A 22,865-nucleotide genomic window follows, 5' to 3' on the forward strand; every position below is an offset into this window, starting at 1 on the left:
CGTTTAGCTGCGTATAGTACCTTAAATGGTTTAACCTAAATTTTTTAGCTATGACAAAAGGACATAATAAACTCGATAACAACACTAACGATATTGATCAGGAAAATAAAGCCCAGCATCAGCATCGCAGCTTATCCAATAAAGACAGGGAACGTAAGAACGACCGTGAAGGTCGTGGCCCTGAAGAAGACCCCAGCAATGGCAGAAAGAAAAACTCCAATGCAGTAGGATAAGATTAGTTCTTCATATCAAAAAGGCAGAGCCAGGGCAAAACCCTGGCTCTCCTGTTTTACCTAGCATTCATTGTTACATCTTAAAATTAATTTCTGCCATCCTTGCTGGTTTAAACTACGGTGGCCGGCCCTAAACCCACAATTTGGCTAATATCTCTTTTTCAATCGGGCTTATATTCCTAAATACATAACCCAAGCATACTTACGTCGTAAAATATACAACAGAAGTACATGTTCAATCAAACATTTTTTAGCGATGAAAGACGATAATAAAAATAATAAACAGCAAGAGAATAATAAGCAGCAACAAAACGAGGTAAGTCCGTACAGCAGGGGCAAAAGCATGAACCCTACGCAAAACCCGGACCTGAACTCCGATGGCTTTACCAAAAGCATGAAACAACAGACCAGGGCAAACAACGCTGAGGGACACGCACAGACAGCACACCCCAACAACAGCCCAGGGCATGTAAACGACTAATCCATAGTTAATTATAAATAATATTAACAAAGAAAGAGCTGGTGTTTTTACAACCAGCTCTTTCTTATTTTCAGCGAACCTCCACGTGCCTGCATCCTGTACCCAGTAGCAGGGCAGCGGCATACTGGCAACAGGCACAGAGGTAGCAGGATAAACAGTTAGCAGTCAATAAGTACTGTAAATGAACATCTAAAATAGGCAACTGCTTTAGCTCGCCCACAGAGAAAATAGCTTAACAGCGAACATCAGCCATACTCTGCCGTAAAATATTATATAATAAATAAATGTTAAATTAAACTTTTTGAACTATGAATACTGATAGAGAGAACAACCGAAGCAACAATAACAACGAATCGAACCGTAACTGGAGCGACGTAAATTCAGCAAGCCGCTCTAAAGAAGATTCCGGCAACTCACAGTCTGACAGAGAGCGCCGTGACCGGAATGTTGACATGAGTATGGACCAGCGCAGAAGAGAAGATCAAAACCGCAACAATGAGATAAGCGGCCGCACAGATCAACTGAGCCCAAGTGGTGGTGGTCAGCAAACCAACCCTAAAGGCAGGGTACAGGAACAATCCAACCTGGGCTCTACTACCGGTAGCAAACAGGAAAACAACTCATAATAAAGCACAGCAGCTGGTAAACAGAAAGAGCCGGATCAAATCTCCGGCTCTTTTTTACTTTGGTGCATCCAGGGTGCGAAACTCGCTTACATCTACCTTCAGGTCTTTAAGTATACCCTCTCCAACGTGGTACACCAGGCCGTGTAAGTTCAGCTCCTGGCCCCTGTGCCAGGCATTCTGTACAATGGAGGTCATGCCCAGGTTCTTAACCTGTTCAATTACGTTCAATTCTACCAGCCTGTCGCGGCGCTCTTTTTCATCCTCAATAGCATTCAGCTCATCAGCATATATACGGGCTACATCTTTGATGTTACGCAGCCAGTTGTCTATAAGCCCAAACTGCTGGCTGGTCATGGCGGCAGCCACACCACCACACTCTTTATGGCCACACACAATAATATCGCGCACCTTGAGCACATCCACAGCATACTGCAATACACTTAGCAGGTTCATGTCGGTATGCACCACCATGTTAGCAATATTGCGGTGCACAAACATATCGCCAGCTTCTGTACCGGTTATAACGTTGGCCGGAACACGGCTATCGGAGCAACCAATAAACAAATACCGCGGGCTTTGGCCTTTCGCAAGATTTTTGAAATAGTTAGGGTCTTTTGCCAGCTGCTCGGCAACCCACTCTTTGTTATTTTTGAATATTTCCTCCATCGGCTTCTATGTTGATAAGTTTTACATCAATCTTCTTTTCAGCGGCTTCTCTTTTGAAATCTTTAATAGTCTCCAGCACATCATGGTCAATAAAGGTAGAGTGAGAGCCATTGATCACAACACTTCCATTTTCTGGTATGGCATTTAGCTCATTGATGATGTGTGCCCTGTTCAAAAAAGTAACCTGCTCAGATAAAACAAGTTCCACGGTTTCATGTCCGTTGTGGTGCACGCTCTTTTTATGGAAGGCATGTTTGTAATTTTCCCTAAGGATGCTATACATGCCTACCACCATGCCTATTACCACACCTATTAGCAGGTCGGTTAACACAATGGCAACCAGCGTAACAATAAAAGGAATAAACTGGTCACGCCCCTGGCTCCACTGTTCCCTGATCACTTTTATACTTACCAGCTTATAACCAACAACCAGCAGTACAGCTGCCAGCGCCGCTAAAGGAATCTGAGTAAGCAAGCCAGGAATGGCAAGCACACTCACCAAAAGAAAAATACCGTGAAAAAAACTTGCCAGCTTGGTGCGGCCGCCGGCACTAATGTTTGCCGTACTGCGAACAATCACCACCGTCATGGGCAAGCCACCAATAAAACCACTAACAATGTTACCGGCCCCCTGTGCCAGCAGCTCCCGATTCATTGGGGAGTGGCGGCGTAAAGGGTCTAGCTTATCAGTAGCTCCTACACTAAGCAGGGTTTCTATACTGGCAATTAAGCCTAAGCTCAAAGCAACCAGGTAAACCTGCGGATTGGAAAGTATAGCAAAATCAGGATGAGACAGGCTGCTTTTAATCTCACCCCAGTTACGCAACACCGGCAGGCTCACCAAATGTGATTCTTCAATCTGCCAGCCAGGCATGCCATCAAAAAACAACTTAAGCCCTATCGCTGCAATAACTGCTACCAGAGCGCCTGGTATATTCTTCAGTATTGCGTTTTGCTTCATAAAAGGCCGATCCCAGAAGATAATTATGGCCAGCGCAACAATGCCAACTGTTACAACCCCATAGTGTATGTGGGTTAAGGAGTAGAATATTTCGGAGAATGTATTAAGGCCGTTGGCCTGCCAGAAGGCAAAATCCCCGAAAAAGTCCTCATCAACGCCAAAAAAATGCGGTATTTGTTTAAGAATAAGAATAAGACCAATGGCTGCAAGCAAGCCTTTAATAACCGAGTGTGGAAAGAACATGCCGATGAAACCCGCCTTCAAAAAGCCTAAAGCAAGCTGTATCACACCTCCCAGCACAACAGCTACCAGAAAAGGCTCCCAGCCACCCAGATCTTCAATACCATTGAGCACAATAACTGTTAAGCCTGCTGCCGGGCCACTTACTGCCAGGTTTGTACCACTTAGCAGGGCCACTACTACACCGCCTACAATGCCCGTGATAATTCCGGAAAAAAGCGGGGCCCCGGATGCAAGTGCAATGCCAAGACAAAGGGGTAGCGCAACTAAAAATACTACCAGGCCTGCAGACACATCAGACCCTAACCATTTGAACGTAATTTCAGATTTCAATTTATTCGCCATGCGTCTAAAATAAGCGCTTTGTAGCAATTGTACAAAGCATTTTAGTACAGCAGGAGCAGCAGCAGAAGCAGAAGGAGTAAAAAACTCAACTTTGAGTAAGCTGAACCTCTTTTTCCTTAAACATATATTATAAAGAAAAGAAAAATAAACCTCTGCAGATGGTGTTCGACCATCAGTTTCAGAGGCAGCGCATCATTAACAAAAGGTGTCTTATAAAAATGAATGCCCGCCTTTCAGCATCAAAAGCACAGAAAAGATTATTAGTTTTATCTCTAATGAATAGAGGCCCTGTTGCCGGTCTGGATATTTTCACGTTCCACGGTCCAGCTGTAGGTAAGATCTGCATCCTGGGCCAGGGTGGCAGAAACAGAGCAGTACTTTTCAACAGCCAGGGTTACCAGCTTACCCAGCTCTTCCTCATTGGCATCTGGCGAGGTAAGCACAAAGCGCAGGTGGATCTCAACAAAGCGTTTTGGAATTTCATCTCTGCGGCGTCCGCTGGTTTCTACTCTTAAGGCTGTAACAGTACGGCGGCGCTTCTTGATCATGCCCACCAAATCAACTGCGGCACAGCTACCAACTGCAGCCAGCACAAGTTGCATGGGTGAAAAATGCTCCTTTTCCTCTGCCGGCAGCATATCTATCTGTAGCCGGTTTCCACTCTCGTTTACAGACTCAAACTGGTAGTCGCTTACAAAGTGGGTGGTAATATTCGTAACCATAAGGCTTTCTTGTGTTAGTTAATTTTTTTGGCTGCTGCCAGGGTACAATAAACAGCCTGCTGCATAGCGCTTAATGGCTGTAAGCACTTTTGCCTCTTTATGTAAAGCTAAGCAGGAAGAGGTAATTCACACAAATGTTAATGCTAATTTCAGAGCCCTACCTACCGCAAGCCTGAAAGCAGGCAGGGAAGTCCAAGTCCTAGCGCTGCATAAAGGCTTCTATAAAGAGAAAATAAAAGGGCAGGTGTTTCCACACCTGCCCTTACTATATCTATGATGTCTTTATACAGACTAAAATTTCATTGAAGCACCAAGAGTAAATGCACCAAGGGCACCGCGGCCGGTTTCTGCAAATACACCAAAGTTAGGATTGAAGAAGTAACGGCCACCAATCACCGGACCAATAACAATTCCGCCACCACTGTTATCAATATCAACAAGATAGTCCTCGTCGTAATTCCAGGAATATACTTCAAAACCTAATACCGCTGCTGCATAAATATCCCATTTGCTTTCATCTATATTCCAGTTAAACCACTCGTTCAGGGAGCTGGTAGCATGAAATGAGCCACGGCCACCAAATGAGAACACAGAAAAGCCATCACGGTAACTGCCACTTCTGTAGGTTCTGGAAAAGTAGCCAAGGTAAGGACCAACCGCAAAGCGATCATCAATGCTGTATTCAACATTTACAGTTAACGGAGGAAAGCCAAGGGTACTGCTACCATAGCCGAAACCATAACCAATCAAGCCAAACGACAGGCCTGCATTGCCGGTAAGGTCACCTTTTCTGTACTGTGCATTGGCAGAAAGGGTCGTCATGCACAAACCCGCCGCCAGGATTAGTAAAGCGATTCTTTTCATTTCGATAATTATTTGGAGAGTGTAAAAATGTGTGCAAATGTAAGAATTCATGGCTTACCTCCCACTCCATCTAACCCAAATTATAGTTCAGATTTTGATGGATTTACACAAGTGGTCAGTTACAGAGACGGCTGGTTTAGACTCTTACTAAACACAGGGTAAAAATAGAATAAATTCTTGAATTAATTAAAAATATAAGCGAAAAAATAAAATAACTCATTTTATTTTAGCTTTTTCCGTTTAAAGCCCGTCCTTTCTCAGGTTCAGGCATAAGTAAGTTCTTGCGCAGAAAACATTTTTGCAATAATGCAATTTCTACTAGCTTGGCATGGTTCTTATTAGTATATGATATAACCAATAAATGTGGTTAAAGACGCTTAATTAAAGATATGAAAAAGGCTTTGATAATTATAGGTAGTGTTGTAGGGGTACTGCTCTTACTACTTATCTTAATTCCGGTGATTTTTAAGGATGAGATCTTTCGTAAGGTTGATGAGCAACTGGCAAAAAGTGTAAATGCGGAGGTAAACTACAATCCTGATAAACTAAGCTTAAGCCTGCTGCGCAATTTTCCTCATGCTACCGCTGGTCTTGAGGATTTCAGCATTGTTGGCAAAGACCGCTTTGCCGGCGATACCCTGATGGCTGCAGATGAATTTAAAATTGTGATCAACCTGGGCAGCCTGTTCTTTGGTGATCAGATGAAAATCAGGGCCATTGAACTTGACCGCCCCTTTATTCAGGTGCTGGTGCTGGAAGATGGTACTGCCAACTACGATATTGCCATTGCAGAAGAAACCCTTCCCGGACAGGAAGATACCACTGCCACAGAATTTCAGATAGGCATTCAGCACTGGGCTATTAATGGGGGCCGCATTGTGTATGAAGACCGCAGCATTCCCGTTCGCATAGACCTGGAAGAGGTAAACCACAGTGGTAACGGCGACTTTACACAGGATATCTTTGACATGCGCACCCAAACAGAATCTCAGCGCGCCAGCCTGGTGTTTGATGGCGTAGAGTATGTTTCTGACAAGCACCTGGAAGCTGATGCCACCATTAACATGAACCTGCCGGAAATGAAATTCACCTTCCAGGATAACGTACTGGAGCTGAATGATTTTGCTGTTAAGTTCGATGGCTGGCTGGCCATGCCTAACGATCCTATTGTATTCGATATGAATTTTGCCGCACCGGAAAACACATTCAAAAGCCTGCTTTCACTGGTGCCCGGCATGTATAACGAGCACTTTGAGCAATTAGAAGCAAGCGGCGATGTGGCTTTCCAGGGCTACCTGAAAGGTACCTACAGCGAAGCCGACAGCACCCTGCCTGGCTATAAAGTAGCCCTGCAGGTAAAAGACGGCCGCTTCCGCTACCCCGATCTGCCCCAGGAGGTAAAAGGTGTAAATGTAGATATGGTGGTAGAAGACCAGAAGGGCGACATGAAAGACCTGCACCTGCTGGTAAACCAGTTTGCCATGCAAATGGGTAATAACCCTGTAAAAGGTATGGTGGAGATTCGCGGACTGCAGCCAATGCAGGTGAAAGCCGATGTAGATGCCCGCCTGAACCTGGCCGAGCTGGACCAGATCCTGAAGCTCGATACCATGGTCATGAGGGGTCTCTTTAGCGTTAACTTAAAGGCAGAGGGTGTGTATGATACCATCCAGAACCGCTTCCCCAGAACCAATGCCGAAATGGCCCTGAAAGATGGCTATTTTAAAACAGCCAGCTACCCTATTCCGGTACAGGATTTCAACTTTAACGGCACTGTTACAAACCAGGATGGCAGCCTGCAGGCTACCGTGGTGAATGTACCTGCTTTCTCAATGCTGGTAGACCAGGATCGTCTCACAGGCCGCCTGCAGCTCGAAGACCTGGATGATTACAAATGGGATGCTGCCCTGCAGGGTACCCTTGACCTTACCACCATTGGCAAGATTGTGGAATTTGAAGACATGGAAATTGCCGGCCGCATTATTGCCGACATACAAACCCGCGGCCGTATGAGTGCCCTGGATGCCGGCCGTTACGACGAGCTGCCTACCAGCGGTACCATGGGTGTGGAAAATTTTAAGTACAGCAGCAAAGATCTGCCCTACGATTTTCTACTTAGCACTGCAAACATGCGCTTTAACCCGCAGGCCATGGTGCTGGAGAGCTTCAACGGTAAAATTGGCGATACCGATATGCAGCTGAGCGGTAGCGTACGCAACTACCTGGCTTACGCCATGAAAGACAACCAGACCCTTTATGGCGATCTGAACCTGGTGAGCCAGCGCGCTAACCTTAACCAGTGGATGAGCGACGATGCGGCCCCTGCTGATACAGCTGCCGCCACTGCCATGGAACCCATTGAAATTCCAAAAAATATCGACCTTACCTTTAATGCTACCATTGGCGAGGTACTGTACGATAACCTTACGCTCAATAACATGGCTGGCACCATTGTGGCCAGAGATGGAAAACTACGCATGGATGGCCTTACCTTTAACACCCTGGGCGGCCAGTTTGGCCTTACAGGTACGTACGATCCTACCGAGCTGCAAAAGCCTAAGTTTGATTTTGGTATCAAAATCGATAACCTAAGCATTCAGAAGGCATTCCAGAATTTTGTAACCATACAAAAACTGGCTCCTATTGCCGAGCGCATGGAGGGTAACTTCTCTACCGATTTTAACCTGAATGGCTTGCTTGGCCAGGATATGATGCCGGTATTCAACACCCTTTCAGGTGGTGGACTGGTAAAAGTAGCCGAAGCTGTTATCGAAAACTCTAATGTGATTCAGAAAGTAGCCCTGGCCACCAAATTAACCGATAACCTGGGGCAGGAGGTACTTAAGCTTAAGGATGTGCTGATGAAGGTAAAAGTAGCCGATGGCGGCGTGAACGTAGAGCCGTTCGATTTCAATATCGGCAATATACCTATTACCCTTAGCGGCCGCCAGGGTTTCGATAGCTCCCTGGATTACAACATGAAGCTGGAGGTACCCTCCGGAGCAGTTGGCCAGGCAGCAAATAACCTGCTGGCACAGTATGGCATTGGCTCAGTAGTGGGCGATAAAATTCCGATGAACCTGGGCATTGGCGGTACTGCAACCGACCCAAAAATCAATATCCTGGGGGTAGGTGGTGGTAGCAGCTCCGGCCAGACCAGTGTAGCCGATGCTGCCAAGGATGCTGCCAAACAGCAGATCGACACCCAGATAGACAAGGCCAAAGAAGAGCTGGAAGCCAAACGTAAAGAAGCCGAAGCCCAGGCACAGGCCGAAATACAGAAAAGACAGGCCGAAGCCGAGGCGAAAGCCAAGGCAGAGCTGGAAAAAAGGCAAAAGGCTATTCAGGACAGCCTGAAGAAAAAGAGCAAAGGTGTGCTGAAAGACATCTTTGGCGGTGGCGGCAGATAATACTGCAAGTCCAGGTGAATAAAACAGAAGCGGGAGCCCCTTGGCTCCCGCTTTTTATTTGTACTGGTTGTAGTGCTTAATTTCACAAAGCCTTTTTCCCAGCCTCGGATGTGCCTGAAACTTCTCACTGATCCAGCTCCAGCTACTTTTATCTTCCTTAAAGTCTGTAGTATAACATTCGGCATCTATGCGCGAGTATAACTCACTGCCAACGGTTAGGATCAGTATGCCTTTTACAGCCCCTTCAGGAGAAAAGTGGTAGCCAATCCGGTCGCAGGTAAACTCACAGCCCCGCGAATAGGCCTTGCTTAGTAATGGCACTAAATAAGCAGGTGCCAGCCACCATTTGCTGTTCAGGTGCTTTTGTTTAATATGCCCTAACTCATGCCCGATCACAAAAGCCAGCACATCCTCCTGCCCGTTCAGCAGCGTTTCTACTACTTCAGACTGCAGTACCAGCACCTTGCTGCGCATAAACTTAAACACAAAAGCATTAAAGCTACCATGCACCAGGTAGGTATGGGGCACCTCTGCCAGCTGCAGGGCTTTGGATTGCTTCTCTACTATCTGGTACAGCTCAGGCAACTGCCGTGCACCAATCCTTACAGAATTGCCTTTCACAAGGCCCAGAAAATACCCCGTTACCAAATGCCGCAGCAGAAAAAAGAGACCAAGCCCAGCAACGCCAAGCAGTAAAAGCTCCGGCAAATAATCCAGCACTGCTTCGTTATAGAGCAGCAATGCTCCTCCTGCGGCGCAATAAAATAAAACGCTAAAAACCAGCCTTAGCCCATGGTAGCGGCTTTCTTTTGGGTGGGCAGCATATGTTACCTCCTCCTCCATTCCCGGCAGGCTGTGGTGCTTTTTCAAAAAGCTTTCATGTACACCTGATTCAGCCTTTTTTCTCCTGGCCTGGTACCAGCTTTCAATTTCTGTGGTAAGAAAATAGTGTTCAACCAGGTAAGTGAGCAACTCTTCGCGATCGCCAGCTGTGAGTTGCAATATCTCTTCATTGTGCTGCCGGGCGAGCATGAGTCCTCCGGCGGCATCGGGCTTGCAGACAAACTCACCATAATCCGATCCTTCTTTCACTGTTTTGTAAAAACAATATAAATCGGAATGATTTGTGCTATTAATATGCGAAATGAGCCACTTTTTGTATGGCACTGGTATTTGGTCTGTAATATTCATACTGAGAGAGGTTTAGCTAATTAATTTCTGAACTGATCAATAAAATTCAGGCAGCAACTTGTCGAATAAATATAGCGAAACAGCAACAAAAAGCTGCACACGGCAGCAGCCAGGGCCTGTAAGAAAACAAGCCCTGCAGATGAATTTTACTCCTGTTTCTGCGGTTTTAGGAACAAGCTGCTCCCACAAAAGCATCATTGCCATTTTTTTGGCCAATACCGATGATAAAATGCTTGTTTTCAATATATTAGGCTGATAGTTGAATAGTGTTGCCCGGGATTAATATGAAAAACCTTAAAACTTGCCTGTTTGGAATTTTACTGCTAACTGTTCAGTTTGCCCAGGCACAATCTTCAGAGAATGGTATTAAACGCTGGGATCTGGCAATACCCCTGCAGTGGACAGATTTTAGCGGAAAGCCTGATACACCGGATACTGAATTTGCTGCTGCCACCTATGCAGGTCTTGAGCTGGATGTGGTGGAGGTAAGCTTTTCCGGTCTTGTTACCTTTAAAGTAAGAGCCGTGTTCGACAGCCACCGCTCCTGGGCCCATCCCGATCGCAAAGACGATTACGTACTGGCCCATGAACAGCTTCATTTCGATATTGCCGAGGTATATGCCAGGCGGCTGGAGCGCAAGCTGAATAGCATGCAGATTAAGGTAAAAGATAAAGAGGTAGCCAAAAGACTTGCTCTGCAGTATAACGAAGCTCAGATGAAAGAGCAGGGCCGCTTTGACAAAGACTGTGTGCATGGCCTGGATAGAAAAAGCCAGGAAGGCTGGCGTAACAAAGTAGATCGCGAGCTAAAGATCAAAAGAGCCCCTAGAGGTCTGGTGGCTAAAGAACAGAAATAAATATTAGTAGCAATACAAATTATATGTGGCTGCCCCGGGGCAGCCATTTTGTTTTGTTCCTGATTTAGTACCTTAGGAAGAGCTTTGATTTTTCAGGCGCAAAGCCCTTGCTACAATTACTAAAAAGTAGACAACAATACTGCCCTATTTATTCTTTTAACTAGAAACAAATCAGAAACTATGAAACGTACAGCCACAGCCAAATGGCAGGGAGGCCTTAAAGACGGAAAAGGCCAGATTAATTCACAGAGCGGTGCTTTTAAAGATCAGCCCTACAACTTTCGCATGCGCTTCGAAGATGAGAGCGGAAAGAGCGGCACGAACCCCGAAGAACTGATTGCTGCCGCGCATGCCGGCTGCTTTAGCATGGCCCTCAGCGCTCAGCTGGAAAAAGCAGGCCATACTGCTGAAAATATTCAAACCCAGTGTACCATAACCATGGAGCCTGATGATAAAGGCCCACGGGTAAAATCCAGCACACTTAAGCTGCAGGCAAACGTACCAGGCATGGAGAAGGATGCATTCATGAAAGCCGCAAATGATGCAAAAGAAAACTGCCCTATCTCACGCCTGCTCAACTGCGAAATTACTCTGGATGCAGAGCTGCAGTAATAACAAATTAGTACTGCACAAAACGAATAGCCTGGGCTTCTGCCCAGGCTATTCGTTTTGTTTAATACTGCTCATGTAAATGCTGGCTAAGAACACAGCTGCCGGGGTACAGCTGCTTAGCTTTATACATTATATGTTAGTCTGGCTGCTCCTTTAGAAAAAACTGTGCTTCGCTTTACAGCATCTATGCAGTCCTTCAGAGCCTGTTACACAAGGGCAGGCTTAAGCTCCCTGATGTAAACAATGTAATCGCCGGCTGGTGGCTGTATTTTTTCCTGCCGAAGCATGCTGGCAATCTGTGCCCGGTGGTGGCTTCCGTGGTTCACCATATGTGTGATAATATCATCCAGGCGGGTACTGAACGACTCTCCCTTTGTATTCTTGTAAACAGCCTCCTGATCAAAGTCTGTGTTACTGCAATTGTTCAGAAACTCCAGCCATTGGCTGCTGTTCTCTTCCAGCATCAGGGGGAGCGTTGCGTTAGGATAAATCTCCCACAAGCGCTGTACGGGTGCCTCTACTCCTTTAACCCGGCACAGCCACACTTCCTCAGAGGTTAATATATGGCTAAGCAGCAGAAATACTTTATTGTTTACTACGGTATTATCCTGCAGGCAGCTCAGAAACCTTCTGTTTGCCCAGGTATTGTAGTTAAGTAGTTTAAGAAAATGCGCTTTCATATCTGTTTGTACGGTAACAAAGCTTTACCGTTAGATCAGGCACAATATTTAAACTTAAGGTAACATTTGGAAAACAGCTGATAAATCAGGCTGCCTGATCTGCTGAGGAAAGATGGCGAAAATTTGGGCGCTGCGAGGGGTTGCGCTGCTTAAAGCTGCGAACAACTTCTCCTTTGCTGATCAGGAATACGCCCGGCATCCTGAAGTAATCCTCCTGCACGCTGTTATTTGCTGCCTTCTGCCGGGGAGTCCGCTTCAACAAATCTATAATGCCAACACTCCAGCTTAGCAGCCGGGTTATGCTTCCCTGCTTAAGGCCAAAGGCATTGTACATAATGCCATTAGGGTCGCTTACATGATGCAGATCTCCAAGCTCGTATTTCTGTAACACCTCACTGGCTTCCCCCGACTCTGCCAGGTGAATCAGCACAATTTGGGTGCCCTGTCGTTCAATAATCTTACGCTGCTGATTAATGTCTGCCAGGGTTTCGCGACAAAAGCTGCTCCCGAGCCTGCGAAGAAACACAAGCATGGTGGGGCGCTCATTGGATAACTGCAGCACGCTTTTGCCCCGCTGGGTTCTAAACCGGCTTAGGGTTTTGGATAGTGGCTCCTGATAAGCATGTGCCAGGGACTGGGGCTGCTGACGGGCTTTCGCAATCTGGTGCAGGACTGCAACCATTAATCCGCACCAGCCAAGGGCTATCAGTACCCAAAGCTGCAATGCTATGTACTGCCAGAACATGCTCCCGGCTAAAACAGCCAGTTCTACGGCAAATATCAGGTTTGCAATCAACCCCATCAGCAAAACAGCTTTATTGCTAAAGGGATTGAGGCTTACGGCTATATAGCCTATGCCGAGCGTAGCCAGCAATATGCCGTACATTTGTATTGCCTGTAGCGACAAAAAAAGAGCATTTCCAAAAAATAAAACTCTGCTACCATCTGGCATCAGCATAAAAGTTGCTGCCAGTAGTAAGTTTACGACTCCGCCTCCAAGCAACAGAGGCCGAACCCAGGTAGGTACCTTTCTCATACGTTTTTCATAACATTGCCAAAGGCAGGGGCCTTGTGAGAGGCATCAGGACTATTTAAAAAATTCACTCGCGTTCAAGAGCGGGTGCACCAGAAAATCCTTGACATTGCTCTATACCAGGCTTTATAAAAAGTGCCCGGTTTGCGCTTTCGATGTAAAAAGCTGTCTTACCTTCTCCACTAGATCCGCACCACAGACAAAACTTTAATTTCTTTAGTAGGTACTGCCAAAAAACCTAAAAGGCTTAACCTGTTTTTGTACAGGAAATAGAATTTATAAAAGCAATATAAATCTACTCTTAAAAATATACTTTCAAAACTTTCCTTACAATATTCTTACTATCTTAATACTTCCTATACCGCTAAACACCACATTCATAATTAAATAACCATCTCTTACACCACTTTAAATATTATTTTAATATAAGCACCTGCCTGGAGCATAGCTGCTTTTTTATCCTCCCCAGGTAAAACCCTTAATCAACTAATTAATTAGTTGATCTTTGCCCATTTTTTCGTAGCTTCCTTTAGGCAACACAAGTCGGTACTATATGAAACTACTTTTTATGAAACACAGTAGCTGCTCATGCCTCGTGTGCGGGATTTTTGTACTATGCACTTCCCTGCTTTCTGCCCAGGAGAAACCCGAAAGCTCCAGGATAAAAGATGCCATGTATCTGATGGAAACATTTGACTATCAGCAGGCAGTTGAGTTGCTGCAGCAGATAGTCAAAACAGATTCTGTACAAACAGAAGCGCTTTGGCTGTTAGGCAGGTGTTATGCCCAGTTAGGACAGAATGCCGCAGCCAGACAGGCTGTTGGTAAGCTTCTGATGAAAGAACAGGAGCATAAACCGGCAAGAGCTTTACTTGGGCAGCTATACCTGAAGGAAGCAAATTATGCAAAAGCCGCTGCCTGCTACGACCTGTTGCTTAAACAGGATAGCACAAATGCGTACTTTTACAGACAACGAGCCTTTACAGCTGATAAAGCCGGAGATGTTAATGCTGCCTTAAATTACTATCGGAAGGCTGTGGCACTGGCGCCGCAGGATATTGAGAGCACCGTAGCCCTTGCAGAACTATTGAGTAAACTGGAAGATAATGTACAGGCTGCCGGCCTGGTGCAGCAGGGGCTTAGCCAGGATAGCAGCAATATTCGTCTGTGGCAGTTACAGGCACGGCTTAGCTATAAAGTTAAAGATTATGAGGGGGTGATCCGGGCAATGAAATATCCGCTTTCTGCCGGAGACAGCTCGCTGTACTACCTGCAGCTACTGGGTATTTCGCACTTTCACTTAAGTAACTTCGAAGAGGCCATTCGCTGGCTTGGGCACCTGCAGCTGGAGGGAGTGGAAACAGAAGTCTTGTTCTACTACCTTGGCCTTAGCTACAGAAACGCCGGAGATACTGGCAGGGGTATTGAGTACCTGGAAAAAGCTACCAAACAAAGTGTTTCTGAAAACCTCAGCCATTATTACACACAGCTGGCAGTAACTTATGAGGAAAAAGGCGACTACAGCAATGCAATACGCAGCTTTCAGCTTGCCCATAAAGCCTCTGGCGATAAAACACTGCTCTACCACCTGGCCCGTAATTACGATATGCACTATAAAGACAAGCAGGTGGCTTTAAACTACTACCAGAAATATCTTTCTGAAACAGACTCTGCCAATGCAAAATACCAGGAGTATGCCCGCTACAGGGCCTCGCAGTTAAAAGAACATATTCATTTCAGCATCGACACACTCTGATAGTGATTAAAACAATCAGCAGCAGAAACGACAAAGCAGGCTTATGGCCTGCTTTGTCAGTTAACCAATTTAGGCCAGTGGATTAGCCGTTCTTCTTTTCTGTAACTTCGTTACGAACTTCCTGAGCTATGTTTTTAAGCTCCTGCATGTGCTTACGAAGACGTGTACCAGCAGCCTTGTTTTCTTTGTTATAGAACTTATCTGCATCGTCTCTTGCATCACGTATCAGTTGTTCGAGTTTTTCGATTTTCTCCATGTTCTGTGAATGTTTTGGTTAAAAATAATACTACAAGATTGTGTATAAGGTTTTCAAATATATAAGAAAGGATGATAGCAGCGCTGTTTAAAACGCGTTTTCTTTTGTTTTTAGAGCTTTTAACAGCGAAAAAGGGCATGTTGTTCTTTCGAATGGCCCATCCGGAGCAATCTTTAGGGCTTTAACCAAATTTTTTCACCCTTTACAGAACCCTCTGAATACTGTTTTGAGGGCATGCTGGCAGGGCTCAAATGTTGGACAAAAAAAAGCTGCTCCTCTTCAGGGAGCAGCAATCTGGTGCATAAACAATCATTATTCCTATCGTTATCAGGCAGCCACTTTCTTAGGGCTTTTTGCCTCCTTCGGATAGGCATAGGCCTTGCCTTCTATTAGCTTTAATACATCGGCCAGCACAGATGCACCTGTTGGTAAAGCACCTGCTCCTTTGCCGGTAAATAGCTGCTTGCCGCTGTAGCGTAAATCTACCTGCACAGCATTCAACTCATGTTCTATGCCAAAAAGCGCATCTTCCGGACCTACTGCCTCAGGCTTTACACTTGCCTCCAGCTGCCCGTTTACCAGTTTAAGCCGGCCTAGCAGCCTTACACGCTGCCCCTGCTGCTGTGCAGCTTCGATAAGGGATACAGGTAAATCAGAAATGCCCTGCACCTCTACGTCTGATGGCTGCAGTATTTTGCCAAATGCATGCCTGGCCAGCAGGCACAGCTTATAGCAGGCATCCCAGCCATCAACATCAGAAGCAGGGTTTGCCTCGGCAAAACCAAGGCGCTGCGCCTCGCGCAGTGCATGTTCGTAACTCCAGTGCTGCAGGCGCATTTGTGTTAATATATAATTGGTGGTACCGTTGAGGATGGCACGTATCTCTTCTACCGGCTCGTGCAGGGGCTCATCCAGCAGGTGCAGGATAGGTATGGCACCGGCAACGGCAGCCTCGTAGCGGAAAGCAGTGTTGGTTTCCTGTTGCAGGGCCAGCAGCTCAGGCAGGTGCAGGGCCAGCATTTTCTTGGAGGCAGAGGTTACAGGCAGCCAGCGCTGCAGGGCTTCTTTTACTATTTCAAAAGCCGGTTCAGTTTCGCTAATGGCCTCTACTATCAGGTCAATCTCCGGATCTTCGAGGATATCGTGCGCATTGTAGGTAAAAAGTTCAGGCGGGCCCGGCCGCTCTTTGTTTGGGTTACGCACACAAATACGGCGCACCTCTATGGGCAGCTTTTGCTCCTGAATAATCTGGTAAAACCCCTGGCCTACCGTACCAAAACCAAACAATCCTATCTTCCAGTGCCTCTCCATATATATTATTTATATAATGAGTGATTTAGTTAATGCAAGCAGATGCTTTTGGCAAACAGCTGCCCTGGTGCATCTTTACCACTATTTAAAATCTTATAAACCTATTTTTTCTCGTGTAACTGCTGTTTCCCTTAGCTCCGGAAAATGGCCCTGAATAGCTGCCGCTATTGCCTCTGCCTCTACCAGAAAACCATCGTGCCCATACACAGAAGAAATAACCTGCAATGCCGCAGCGGGAATGTGGGCTGCCAGAAACTCCTGCTCATGCACAGGAAACAATATATCAGAATCAACACCCACTACCAGTGTTTTGGCGCTAACACCAGCTAAGGCTGCTGCCGCACTACCCCTGCCTCTGCCCACCTGGTGCGAATCCATTGCCTGCGAAAGACGGTAGTAGGTAAATGCGTTAAAGCGGTTAACCAGCTTTTGCCCCTGGTACTGCTGGTAAGTAGCAGCGCGGTAGTTTTCAAGCTTATCGGCACTGGTAGCAGCCTCTGCCTGGCGTTCGTTATAAATTTGCCAGGTTCTGTAAGAGAGCATGCCAATGCTGCGCGCAACCTTCAAGCCTCCCTCACCAGCTTTGGGGCTTTTCTGCAACCAGCTGCTATCGGCCTCAATGGCCATGCGCTGGCTTTCGTTAAAAGCAATGCCCCAGGGAGAGTGCCAGGCATTGGTTGCCAGCAGCACCAGGCGTTCAATATCCTTCGGACTGGAAATAGCCCATTCTACGGCATGTTGCCCGCCCAGGGAACCACCCAGCATCACGTTAATGCGGCTAATGCCAATATGTTCTTTTAGCAGCTGAAAAGCCCGTACAATATCACGGTTGGTGAGCACCGGAAAACTGTGGTACCAGGGCTCGCCCGTTTGTGGGTTTATACTCAAAGGGCCTGTAGAGCCATAACAGCCTCCCAGCACATTGGCACAAACAATAAAATAGCGGTCAGGGTCCAGCAGCTTACCCGAACCCACCAGTCCCGGCCACCACTCCTCTGGCTGTGCATTACCAGTAAGTGCATGGCAAATCCACACCACATTATTGCCTTCCCGGTTCAGGGTGCCGGCAGTGGTATAGGCCAGCTCAAAACCTGGCAGGCTTTCTCCTCCCTCCAGCTCAAACGGGGCTGTATGTTTATAAACTTCTAACATCTACTTCTACTCCCCTGGTACTGCTCGCAGGAACAAGTCTTTAGCAGGGACATTTTTTATTTCTTTAATTGATTTCCTGATGCTCCCGCCTCCGTCTTCTGCCTGGAAAAGTAATGACAGAAAACGGAGGGAGGAGTCAGGGTTATGCTAACACAGGTTTAGATACCGCAGCAAATGCCTGTTCCAGGTCTGCCTTGATATCGTCGATATGCTCTATACCAGCCGAGATACGCAGCAGGTTAGGGTTTACACCTGCACTTTGCTGCTCTGCTTCGCTAAGCTGCTGGTGCGTGGTAGATGCCGGGTGAATGATAAGGGTTTTGGCATCGCCCACATTGGCCAGGTGGCTCACCAGCTTTAAGCTGTTTACAAAGCGCTCGGCACGCTCTTTACCACCCTTTATGCGGAAGGTAAACACACCGCCAAAGCCTCTTTTAAAATACTTTGTTGCCAGCTCATGGTAGCGGCTGCTTTTCAGGCCCGGGTAATTAACTCCTTCTACCTCGGGGTGCTGCTCAAGCCACTGCGCCAGCGCCAGGGCATTCTGTACAGTGCGGTCTACCCGCAGGCTTAGGGTTTCCAGCCCCTGCAGCAGCAGAAAAGAATTGAAAGGGCTAAGCGCCGGACCAAAATCACGCAGGCCCTCTACCCTGGTACGAATGGCAAAGGCAATGTTTGGCAGACCCAGCGGGTTTCCTTCACCAAAAACTTCCCAGAAGTTCAGGCCATGGTAGCCTTCGGAGGGCTCTGAAAACTGTGGAAACTTACCATTGCCCCAGTTGTAGTTACCACCATCAACCACAACTCCTCCTATGGAGTTTCCATGGCCGCCAATCCATTTGGTGGCAGAAGAAACCACCACCGATGCTCCGTGCTCGAGCGGGCGGAACAGGTAGCCACCGGCGCCAAAAGTATTATCCACCACCAGCGGTATATCGTACTGCTTTGCCAGGGCTGCTATGGCCTCAAAATCGGGAACGTTGAAACCAGGATTACCCAGGGTTTCTATATAAATGGCCTTGGTTTTGTCGTCAATCAGCTGCTCCAGGCTATCGGCCTGGTCGTCATGGGCAAAGCGTACCTCTATTCCAAGGCGCCTGAAGGCTACCTTAAACTGGTTGTAAGTACCGCCATAGAGAAAAGGAGAGGTAACAAAATTATCGCCTGCCTGTAAAATATTGTTCAGGGCCAGAAACTGCGCGGCCTGGCCTGAGGCCGTTGCCACAGCCGCCACACCACCTTCCAGCGCAGCAATGCGTTTTTCAAACACATCGGTGGTGGGATTCATAATACGGGTATAGATATTACCAAACTCCTGCAGGGCAAACAATTTAGCACCATGCTCGGCATCGCGAAAGGCATAAGAAGTAGTCTGGTAAATAGGAACGGCACGGCTGCCGGTAGTAGGGTCAATTTCCTGGCCTGCATGTAGCTGCAGCGTTTCAAAGCGGAGAGATTGGGTTTGATCAGACATAATGATTATAGTTTGAGAGCAAAAGGTTTAGCTAAAAATTAGATTTGAAGGGTTCTGATGAGCTGCGAAAGCACACTTACAGTAGAAAACACTGCACTGGCAGCCCAGCAGTCAGCTTAACAGAAAAAGGGGAGTTACATGCAACAACAACAGCAACAGAAGCCGGAGGCATAGCAAGAGGGCATGCCAATAACTGCTTGTGTAAAGCTACGGGAAGATAATGGTGCTGTAAGCGCGTTGTGGTTTATCATAACTGTAACGATTTATATTCTCCCGGTTTTTCGGGATCAGGATTTAGCACCGTTGCCCAAGGTGGGCAGGGTTGCTAGCGCTTCAAAGAGCCTGTCTCTCTGCGCTTCTGTATAAATCAAAGCAGTCCAAAAGGAAGACTTGACCCTGCAAACCTACTACACACGCTTTACCAAAGCAAGCGTAGCAGCATAAAAAATTATAGTCAAGCTGTTGAAGTACCCTGATCGTTCGTATATTTAATCTTACTTTTTATACCGGTAATACATGAAAAAGTTGCCACTTTTATCAATGCTCCTGATTTCTATACTCTTACTTACCGCAGAACAGTGTAGCGAAAGCAGCGGCGATCATAAAATGCCTGATAGTCTTATGGGCAGCTGGATACACTCTCATGAAGAAGACTACTCTGGCTACCAGGTGTACCGGCACCCGAACTTTAGCTTTCCTCCCTCGCGTGGCAGAGAAAGGTTTGATTTGCGTGCAGACGGCCGCATCTTCTACTATGGCATAGCACCCGATGATGGCGCTGCCGAATTAGTGGAAGGAAGATGGACCCCCCTCAACGAGCGCACCATTGAGGTAACATTACCGGAAAATACAGAAAGTGAATTTTCTGCAGAGCTTATTGAAATGGCAAACGACAGGCTGGTAATACGCAGGCTGCCAGACTAAGACTGCTAAAAAAGTGGCAGTGTACCACCACGCCTGAAACGGCTAAGGTCGTATGGAGGCATTTGCCTGTCTGCCATAAATTTTCTTTTGGCAGCCCTGAACAGCTGCTTTATGTTTTCTGCCTCCTGTCCCTGCCCGCTGATGCGGCGTCCCCACCTGCTATCCTGCACATCGCCACCGTGCAGGGCGCAGATGCCATTCCAGACCTTATTAAACCTGTCGGGAAAGTTCTTTTCCAGCCATTCTTTAAAAATTGGCCCTACCTGGCCATTTAGCCGCACTACGGTGTAGCCCGCCGTTAAAGCGCCGTGTTCGGCTGCCTGCTTTACCAGCTCCCACACCTCGTGGCTGTTTAGGCCCGGAATAATGGGTGCTGTCATTACCCCGCAGGGTATGCCCGCCGCAGTTAACTGCTGCAGTGTTTGCAGGCGCCGCCGGGCTGTGGCAGTACGTGGCTCCATTTTACGCCGCAGCTCTTCCTGCAGGGTGGTAATACTAATGTATACATGCAGCAACCCTTCTTCGGCCAATGGCTTCAGAATATCAAGGTCACGCAATATCAGGCTGTTTTTAGTGATAATGCCTACAGGATTTCCCCACTTCAGGCAAAGCTGTAGCATTTTGCGGGTAAGCTGATAAGTACGTTCTGCCGGCTGGTAGCAGTCTGTATTACCCGATAAGGAGATGGAGGCAGGTTGCCAGCCTTTAGCCGAAAAAGCTTTTTCTAGCAGCTCAGGTGCATTTTTCTTTACAATGATTTTACTTTCAAAATCCAGACCTGCACTGTAGCCCCAATACTCGTGCGAGTTGCGGGCATAGCAGTAAATACAGCCATGCTCGCAGCCCTGGTAAGGGTTTACAGAATTCATCATGCCCAGGTCGGGGCTTTTTACTTCATTGATGATTTGCCGGGGGTTTTCTGTCAAAAATTGAGTAGGCCGGGCGGCATCCGGCCACTCATCGATCCCTTCCGGATGCTCCATAGCCTTCCCCAAATTACTAAACCTGTTATCTGGATTAGACTGAGCACCCCTTCCGGAAAGATAATTCATAGTTAAAGCCAATTTATTTAGTAAAATTGCTAAATAAATTTGGTTGTTCCGGCCTCGCCTCCGACTAAATTTTCCTATTTCTTTGTTACTCCTCCAGCACAAAGCCTAAATATGAAATTTGGAAAACTTGAAAATATAGAAGGAGTTAGCTTTACACTACCACCCTCCCACCCCATCAATGATAAAATATTACCCGGCAAAGCAGCCGCTGCACCGCGGGTGCATGTTGGCTGTTCGGTCTGGTCTGAGAAAGGCTACAAAGGCAGAATTTTCCCCCAAAAAACACCCCAGCGCTCCTTTCTGACAGAATATGCAAAGCAGCTGCCTACGGTAGAGTTGAACGGCATGCATTACTACCTGCCCCGGCCAGAGGTGGTAGAAAGCTGGAAGGCTGCCGTGCCTGAGGGCTTTCTTTTTTGCCCTAAGGTACCGCAGTTCATCAGCCACCGCCGGTATATGCTGGGTAATCCTGAAATGACAGATCAGTTTTTGCTGCGCCTGGCTGCCCTGGAAGGCTACCTTGGCCCCTGCATTTTACAGCTGCCCCCCTATTTTGGCCCGGAGCGCCTGCCGCAGCTCGAAGAACTGCTTACATTTATGCCCGATGATGTGGAACTGGCACTTGAGTTAAGGCACCCAGCCTGGTTTGCAGATAGTACCGCACAAAACGAGGTGTTTGCCCTGATGGAAGCCTGTGGGGTGCACCCGGTAATTGCAGATGTTGGCGGCAGGCGCGATGCCCTGCACATGCGTTTAAGCAGCCGAAAATTACTGATCCGTTTTAACGGCCATAACCTGCACCTTACCGATTACGAGCGGCTGGATGCCTGGGCACTGCAGCTCCAGCAGTGGATAGCACAGGGCCTGGAGGAAGTTTTCATCTTTATGCACCAGCCAGAGCAAGGCAATGGTGCTAACCTTGCCCTTTATTTTATCAGAAAAATGAATGCCCTAAACCCGAACCTAAGGCTAAAGGAGCCGGTGTGGTATGCTGAGTAGTAGCATAGCAGGAGCAGCAGCAGTTACACAAGTTATACACCTGTCAGGCTTTTGTAACCTGACAGGTGTTGCAGCTTTGCCATAAAAGCAAAAACCCCACCACTGGAGGTGAGGTTTTTGTTTGGATAGTGTCCTAAAGCCGGTTTACAGCTTTACAGCTTCGTTCATATTAACTGTAAGTACAGGTACGCTTGCTTCGCGAATTACATCTTCGGCTACACTATGGCTTAGCAGGGCAGAAAGTCCCTCACGTCCGTGGGTGATCACAGCAATCAGGTCTGCTCCTACGCTTGCCGCATAGCGCTTAATACCATCTTCGGTGTCGCTGTCTTCTATTGCTCCTATGGTGTAGTTACTTAGTCCCTGCTTTGCTGCATAAGCCTCTACATCTGAGCGCCTTTGTGCTACTTTGCCACTTTTGGTTACATACACCAGGTGCAGGTGAGCCCTAAGTTTGTCTGCCAGTACCTTAATATGGCGCAGTCCGTTGTAGGCCTTATCGTTCATGTCGGTAGCCAGCACTATGTTTCTGATGTCTGCAGGCCTGTCGGTTACCTTTATGGTAATCACCGGCACCCTGGCTATCCTGATCACCTGTTCGGTGTGGTTGCCTACAAAGTATTCTTCAAAAGTGTTTTCCCCGCTGGTACCCATTACAATAAGGTCTGGCTTGTGCTTATTCATAAAAGCATCTACCACCTCCTGCATAGGGCCTACCTCTATATAGGGCGTAATGCGTACGCCGCTGTTTTCATAGCTGGCTGCCAGCTCCTGCAGCCTTTGTGTATTTTTGCGGATAAGGGCAACCATAAAGCGGTCTTCTTCATGGTTATCTGTATAGTAAATGTCGCCGGTGGCAGAGAACTCCCGCCCCTGTGGCGATAGCTCTGTGTTCAGAAGCAGTATTTCGGCGCCACCCAGTTGCTGAGCCAGGCGCACCGCTCCTTCAAGTCCTTGTTTTGCTATATCAGAAAAGTCGGTTAGTACCAGAATGCGTTCCATAGCGATAGTGTTTGTGGT

The 22,865-nt window shown here is 47.2% G+C and carries 22 protein-coding genes and 1 riboswitch; of the genes, 9 read left to right on the forward strand and 13 right to left on the reverse strand.

Annotated elements, in window-relative coordinates; genetic code table 11:
- Window positions 1-50 precede the first annotated feature (50 nt).
- The 3 genes from KWJ01_RS25690 to KWJ01_RS25700 all read left to right on the forward strand — a co-directional run bounded on the left by KWJ01_RS25690 (window position 51) and on the right by KWJ01_RS25700 (window position 1,340).
- On the forward strand, window positions 51-233 hold the full coding sequence (locus tag KWJ01_RS25690) for a hypothetical protein (protein WP_225000002.1): 183 nt from the start codon (window positions 51-53) through the stop codon (window positions 231-233).
- 256 nt (window positions 234-489) lie between these two features.
- The gene (locus KWJ01_RS25695) at window positions 490-714 is read left to right on the forward strand and encodes a hypothetical protein (protein ID WP_225000003.1); all 225 of its coding nucleotides are present in this window, start codon (window positions 490-492) and stop codon (window positions 712-714) included.
- Window positions 715-1,022: 308 nt separating this feature from the next.
- Window positions 1,023-1,340, forward strand: a complete 318-nt coding sequence (locus tag KWJ01_RS25700; RefSeq protein ID WP_225000004.1) for a hypothetical protein — start codon at window positions 1,023-1,025, stop codon at window positions 1,338-1,340.
- Window positions 1,341-1,394: 54 nt separating this feature from the next.
- On the opposite strand, the gene KWJ01_RS25705 is transcribed toward KWJ01_RS25700, so the two are convergent.
- The 4 genes from KWJ01_RS25705 to KWJ01_RS25720 all read right to left on the reverse strand — a co-directional run bounded on the left by KWJ01_RS25705 (window position 1,395) and on the right by KWJ01_RS25720 (window position 5,138).
- Window positions 1,395-2,006, reverse strand: a complete 612-nt coding sequence (locus KWJ01_RS25705; RefSeq protein ID WP_225000005.1) for a carbonic anhydrase — start codon at window positions 2,004-2,006, stop codon at window positions 1,395-1,397.
- A complete protein-coding gene (locus KWJ01_RS25710; protein ID WP_225000006.1) occupies window positions 1,984-3,552 on the reverse strand; it encodes a SulP family inorganic anion transporter in 1,569 nt (522 codons plus the stop codon). The genes KWJ01_RS25705 and KWJ01_RS25710 overlap by 23 nt, the downstream gene beginning before the upstream one ends.
- Before the next feature lie 272 nt (window positions 3,553-3,824).
- Window positions 3,825-4,274 (reverse strand): OsmC family protein, encoded by a 450-nt coding sequence (locus KWJ01_RS25715; protein WP_225000007.1) that lies wholly within the window; start codon window positions 4,272-4,274, stop codon window positions 3,825-3,827.
- Between the two features lie 291 nt (window positions 4,275-4,565).
- On the reverse strand, window positions 4,566-5,138 hold the full coding sequence (locus KWJ01_RS25720) for a hypothetical protein (RefSeq protein ID WP_225000008.1): 573 nt from the start codon (window positions 5,136-5,138) through the stop codon (window positions 4,566-4,568).
- 389 nt (window positions 5,139-5,527) lie between these two features.
- Between KWJ01_RS25720 and KWJ01_RS25725 the strand changes: the two genes are divergently transcribed.
- Window positions 5,528-8,548, forward strand: coding sequence for an AsmA-like C-terminal region-containing protein (locus KWJ01_RS25725; RefSeq protein WP_225000009.1), 3,021 nt, complete (start codon window positions 5,528-5,530; stop codon window positions 8,546-8,548).
- A gap of 54 nt (window positions 8,549-8,602) precedes the next feature.
- Here the strand turns inward: KWJ01_RS25725 and KWJ01_RS25730 are convergent, their stop codons facing one another.
- Window positions 8,603-9,640 carry a M48 family metallopeptidase gene (locus KWJ01_RS25730; RefSeq protein ID WP_225000010.1) on the reverse strand — a complete coding sequence of 346 codons (1,038 nt, stop codon included), beginning with the start codon at window positions 9,638-9,640 and terminating at the stop codon, window positions 8,603-8,605.
- A 383-nt stretch (window positions 9,641-10,023) separates the two neighbouring features.
- On the opposite strand from KWJ01_RS25730, the gene KWJ01_RS25735 reads away from it, so the two are divergent.
- Window positions 10,024-10,596: a hypothetical protein gene (locus tag KWJ01_RS25735; RefSeq protein WP_225000011.1), complete on the forward strand. Its 573-nt coding sequence runs from the start codon at window positions 10,024-10,026 to the stop codon at window positions 10,594-10,596.
- A gap of 180 nt (window positions 10,597-10,776) precedes the next feature.
- Entirely contained in the window at window positions 10,777-11,208 is a 432-nt protein-coding gene (locus tag KWJ01_RS25740) for an OsmC family protein (RefSeq protein ID WP_225000012.1), read from the forward strand.
- Between the two features lie 206 nt (window positions 11,209-11,414).
- Here KWJ01_RS25740 and KWJ01_RS25745 read toward each other — a convergent pair whose 3' ends face one another.
- Entirely contained in the window at window positions 11,415-11,888 is a 474-nt protein-coding gene (locus KWJ01_RS25745) for a DinB family protein (RefSeq protein ID WP_225000013.1), read from the reverse strand.
- A gap of 85 nt (window positions 11,889-11,973) precedes the next feature.
- A complete protein-coding gene (locus KWJ01_RS25750; RefSeq protein ID WP_225000014.1) occupies window positions 11,974-12,924 on the reverse strand; it encodes a redoxin domain-containing protein in 951 nt (316 codons plus the stop codon).
- Window positions 12,925-13,489: 565 nt separating this feature from the next.
- Between KWJ01_RS25750 and KWJ01_RS25755 the strand changes: the two genes are divergently transcribed.
- Entirely contained in the window at window positions 13,490-14,677 is a 1,188-nt protein-coding gene (locus KWJ01_RS25755) for a tetratricopeptide repeat protein (protein WP_225000015.1), read from the forward strand.
- Between the two features lie 82 nt (window positions 14,678-14,759).
- On the opposite strand, the gene KWJ01_RS25760 is transcribed toward KWJ01_RS25755, so the two are convergent.
- The 4 genes from KWJ01_RS25760 to KWJ01_RS25775 all read right to left on the reverse strand — a co-directional run bounded on the left by KWJ01_RS25760 (window position 14,760) and on the right by KWJ01_RS25775 (window position 18,870).
- On the reverse strand, window positions 14,760-14,933 hold the full coding sequence (locus KWJ01_RS25760) for a histone H1 (protein WP_225000016.1): 174 nt from the start codon (window positions 14,931-14,933) through the stop codon (window positions 14,760-14,762).
- Window positions 14,934-15,260: 327 nt separating this feature from the next.
- Window positions 15,261-16,244 carry a homoserine dehydrogenase gene (locus KWJ01_RS25765; RefSeq protein WP_225000017.1) on the reverse strand — a complete coding sequence of 328 codons (984 nt, stop codon included), beginning with the start codon at window positions 16,242-16,244 and terminating at the stop codon, window positions 15,261-15,263.
- Window positions 16,245-16,337: 93 nt separating this feature from the next.
- Window positions 16,338-17,396, reverse strand: coding sequence for a homoserine O-acetyltransferase (gene metX / locus KWJ01_RS25770; protein WP_225000018.1), 1,059 nt, complete (start codon window positions 17,394-17,396; stop codon window positions 16,338-16,340).
- Between the two features lie 142 nt (window positions 17,397-17,538).
- Window positions 17,539-18,870 carry an O-acetylhomoserine aminocarboxypropyltransferase/cysteine synthase family protein gene (locus KWJ01_RS25775; protein WP_225000019.1) on the reverse strand — a complete coding sequence of 444 codons (1,332 nt, stop codon included), beginning with the start codon at window positions 18,868-18,870 and terminating at the stop codon, window positions 17,539-17,541.
- Between the two features lie 260 nt (window positions 18,871-19,130).
- Window positions 19,131-19,239, reverse strand: a riboswitch (SAM riboswitch).
- Window positions 19,240-19,386: 147 nt separating this feature from the next.
- On the opposite strand from KWJ01_RS25775, the gene KWJ01_RS25780 reads away from it, so the two are divergent.
- A complete protein-coding gene (locus KWJ01_RS25780) occupies window positions 19,387-19,794 on the forward strand; it encodes a hypothetical protein (RefSeq protein WP_225000020.1) in 408 nt (135 codons plus the stop codon).
- Window positions 19,795-19,799: 5 nt separating this feature from the next.
- Here the strand turns inward: KWJ01_RS25780 and KWJ01_RS25785 are convergent, their stop codons facing one another.
- On the reverse strand, window positions 19,800-20,846 hold the full coding sequence (locus KWJ01_RS25785; RefSeq protein WP_225000021.1) for a PA0069 family radical SAM protein: 1,047 nt from the start codon (window positions 20,844-20,846) through the stop codon (window positions 19,800-19,802).
- A gap of 111 nt (window positions 20,847-20,957) precedes the next feature.
- Here KWJ01_RS25785 and KWJ01_RS25790 point away from each other — a divergent pair, with 111 nt between their 5' ends.
- Window positions 20,958-21,845 (forward strand): DUF72 domain-containing protein, encoded by an 888-nt coding sequence (locus KWJ01_RS25790; protein WP_225000022.1) that lies wholly within the window; start codon window positions 20,958-20,960, stop codon window positions 21,843-21,845.
- Between the two features lie 144 nt (window positions 21,846-21,989).
- Here the strand turns inward: KWJ01_RS25790 and KWJ01_RS25795 are convergent, their stop codons facing one another.
- Window positions 21,990-22,847, reverse strand: coding sequence for a universal stress protein (locus KWJ01_RS25795; protein WP_225000023.1), 858 nt, complete (start codon window positions 22,845-22,847; stop codon window positions 21,990-21,992).
- Window positions 22,848-22,865: the final 18 nt, after the last annotated feature.

The organism is Cesiribacter sp. SM1 (assembly GCF_020178975.1).
Taxonomy (GTDB): Bacteria; Bacteroidota; Bacteroidia; order Cytophagales; family Cyclobacteriaceae; genus Cesiribacter.

Bases quoted from the DNA above. Each gene is read 5' to 3' on its own strand.
- KWJ01_RS25725 (WP_225000009.1), top strand. From the start codon at position 5,528: ATGAAAAAGGCTTTGATAATTATAGGTAGTGTTGTAGGGGTACTGCTC.
- KWJ01_RS25745 (WP_225000013.1), bottom strand. From the start codon at position 11,888: ATGAAAGCGCATTTTCTTAAACTACTTAACTACAATACCTGGGCAAAC.
- KWJ01_RS25760 (WP_225000016.1), bottom strand. From the start codon at position 14,933: ATGGAGAAAATCGAAAAACTCGAACAACTGATACGTGATGCAAGAGAC.
- KWJ01_RS25795 (WP_225000023.1), bottom strand. From the start codon at position 22,847: ATGGAACGCATTCTGGTACTAACCGACTTTTCTGATATAGCAAAACAA.
- KWJ01_RS25740 (WP_225000012.1), top strand. From the start codon at position 10,777: ATGAAACGTACAGCCACAGCCAAATGGCAGGGAGGCCTTAAAGACGGA.
- KWJ01_RS25790 (WP_225000022.1), top strand. From the start codon at position 20,958: ATGAAATTTGGAAAACTTGAAAATATAGAAGGAGTTAGCTTTACACTA.
- KWJ01_RS25700 (WP_225000004.1), top strand. From the start codon at position 1,023: ATGAATACTGATAGAGAGAACAACCGAAGCAACAATAACAACGAATCG.
- KWJ01_RS25705 (WP_225000005.1), bottom strand. From the start codon at position 2,006: ATGGAGGAAATATTCAAAAATAACAAAGAGTGGGTTGCCGAGCAGCTG.
- KWJ01_RS25780 (WP_225000020.1), top strand. From the start codon at position 19,387: ATGAAAAAGTTGCCACTTTTATCAATGCTCCTGATTTCTATACTCTTA.
- KWJ01_RS25775 (WP_225000019.1), bottom strand. From the start codon at position 18,870: ATGTCTGATCAAACCCAATCTCTCCGCTTTGAAACGCTGCAGCTACAT.
- KWJ01_RS25710 (WP_225000006.1), bottom strand. From the start codon at position 3,552: ATGGCGAATAAATTGAAATCTGAAATTACGTTCAAATGGTTAGGGTCT.
- KWJ01_RS25735 (WP_225000011.1), top strand. From the start codon at position 10,024: ATGAAAAACCTTAAAACTTGCCTGTTTGGAATTTTACTGCTAACTGTT.
- KWJ01_RS25695 (WP_225000003.1), top strand. From the start codon at position 490: ATGAAAGACGATAATAAAAATAATAAACAGCAAGAGAATAATAAGCAG.
- metX (WP_225000018.1), bottom strand. From the start codon at position 17,396: ATGTTAGAAGTTTATAAACATACAGCCCCGTTTGAGCTGGAGGGAGGA.
- KWJ01_RS25750 (WP_225000014.1), bottom strand. From the start codon at position 12,924: ATGAGAAAGGTACCTACCTGGGTTCGGCCTCTGTTGCTTGGAGGCGGA.
- KWJ01_RS25690 (WP_225000002.1), top strand. From the start codon at position 51: ATGACAAAAGGACATAATAAACTCGATAACAACACTAACGATATTGAT.
- KWJ01_RS25785 (WP_225000021.1), bottom strand. From the start codon at position 20,846: ATGAATTATCTTTCCGGAAGGGGTGCTCAGTCTAATCCAGATAACAGG.
- KWJ01_RS25715 (WP_225000007.1), bottom strand. From the start codon at position 4,274: ATGGTTACGAATATTACCACCCACTTTGTAAGCGACTACCAGTTTGAG.
- KWJ01_RS25765 (WP_225000017.1), bottom strand. From the start codon at position 16,244: ATGGAGAGGCACTGGAAGATAGGATTGTTTGGTTTTGGTACGGTAGGC.
- KWJ01_RS25720 (WP_225000008.1), bottom strand. From the start codon at position 5,138: ATGAAAAGAATCGCTTTACTAATCCTGGCGGCGGGTTTGTGCATGACG.
- KWJ01_RS25755 (WP_225000015.1), top strand. From the start codon at position 13,490: ATGAAACACAGTAGCTGCTCATGCCTCGTGTGCGGGATTTTTGTACTA.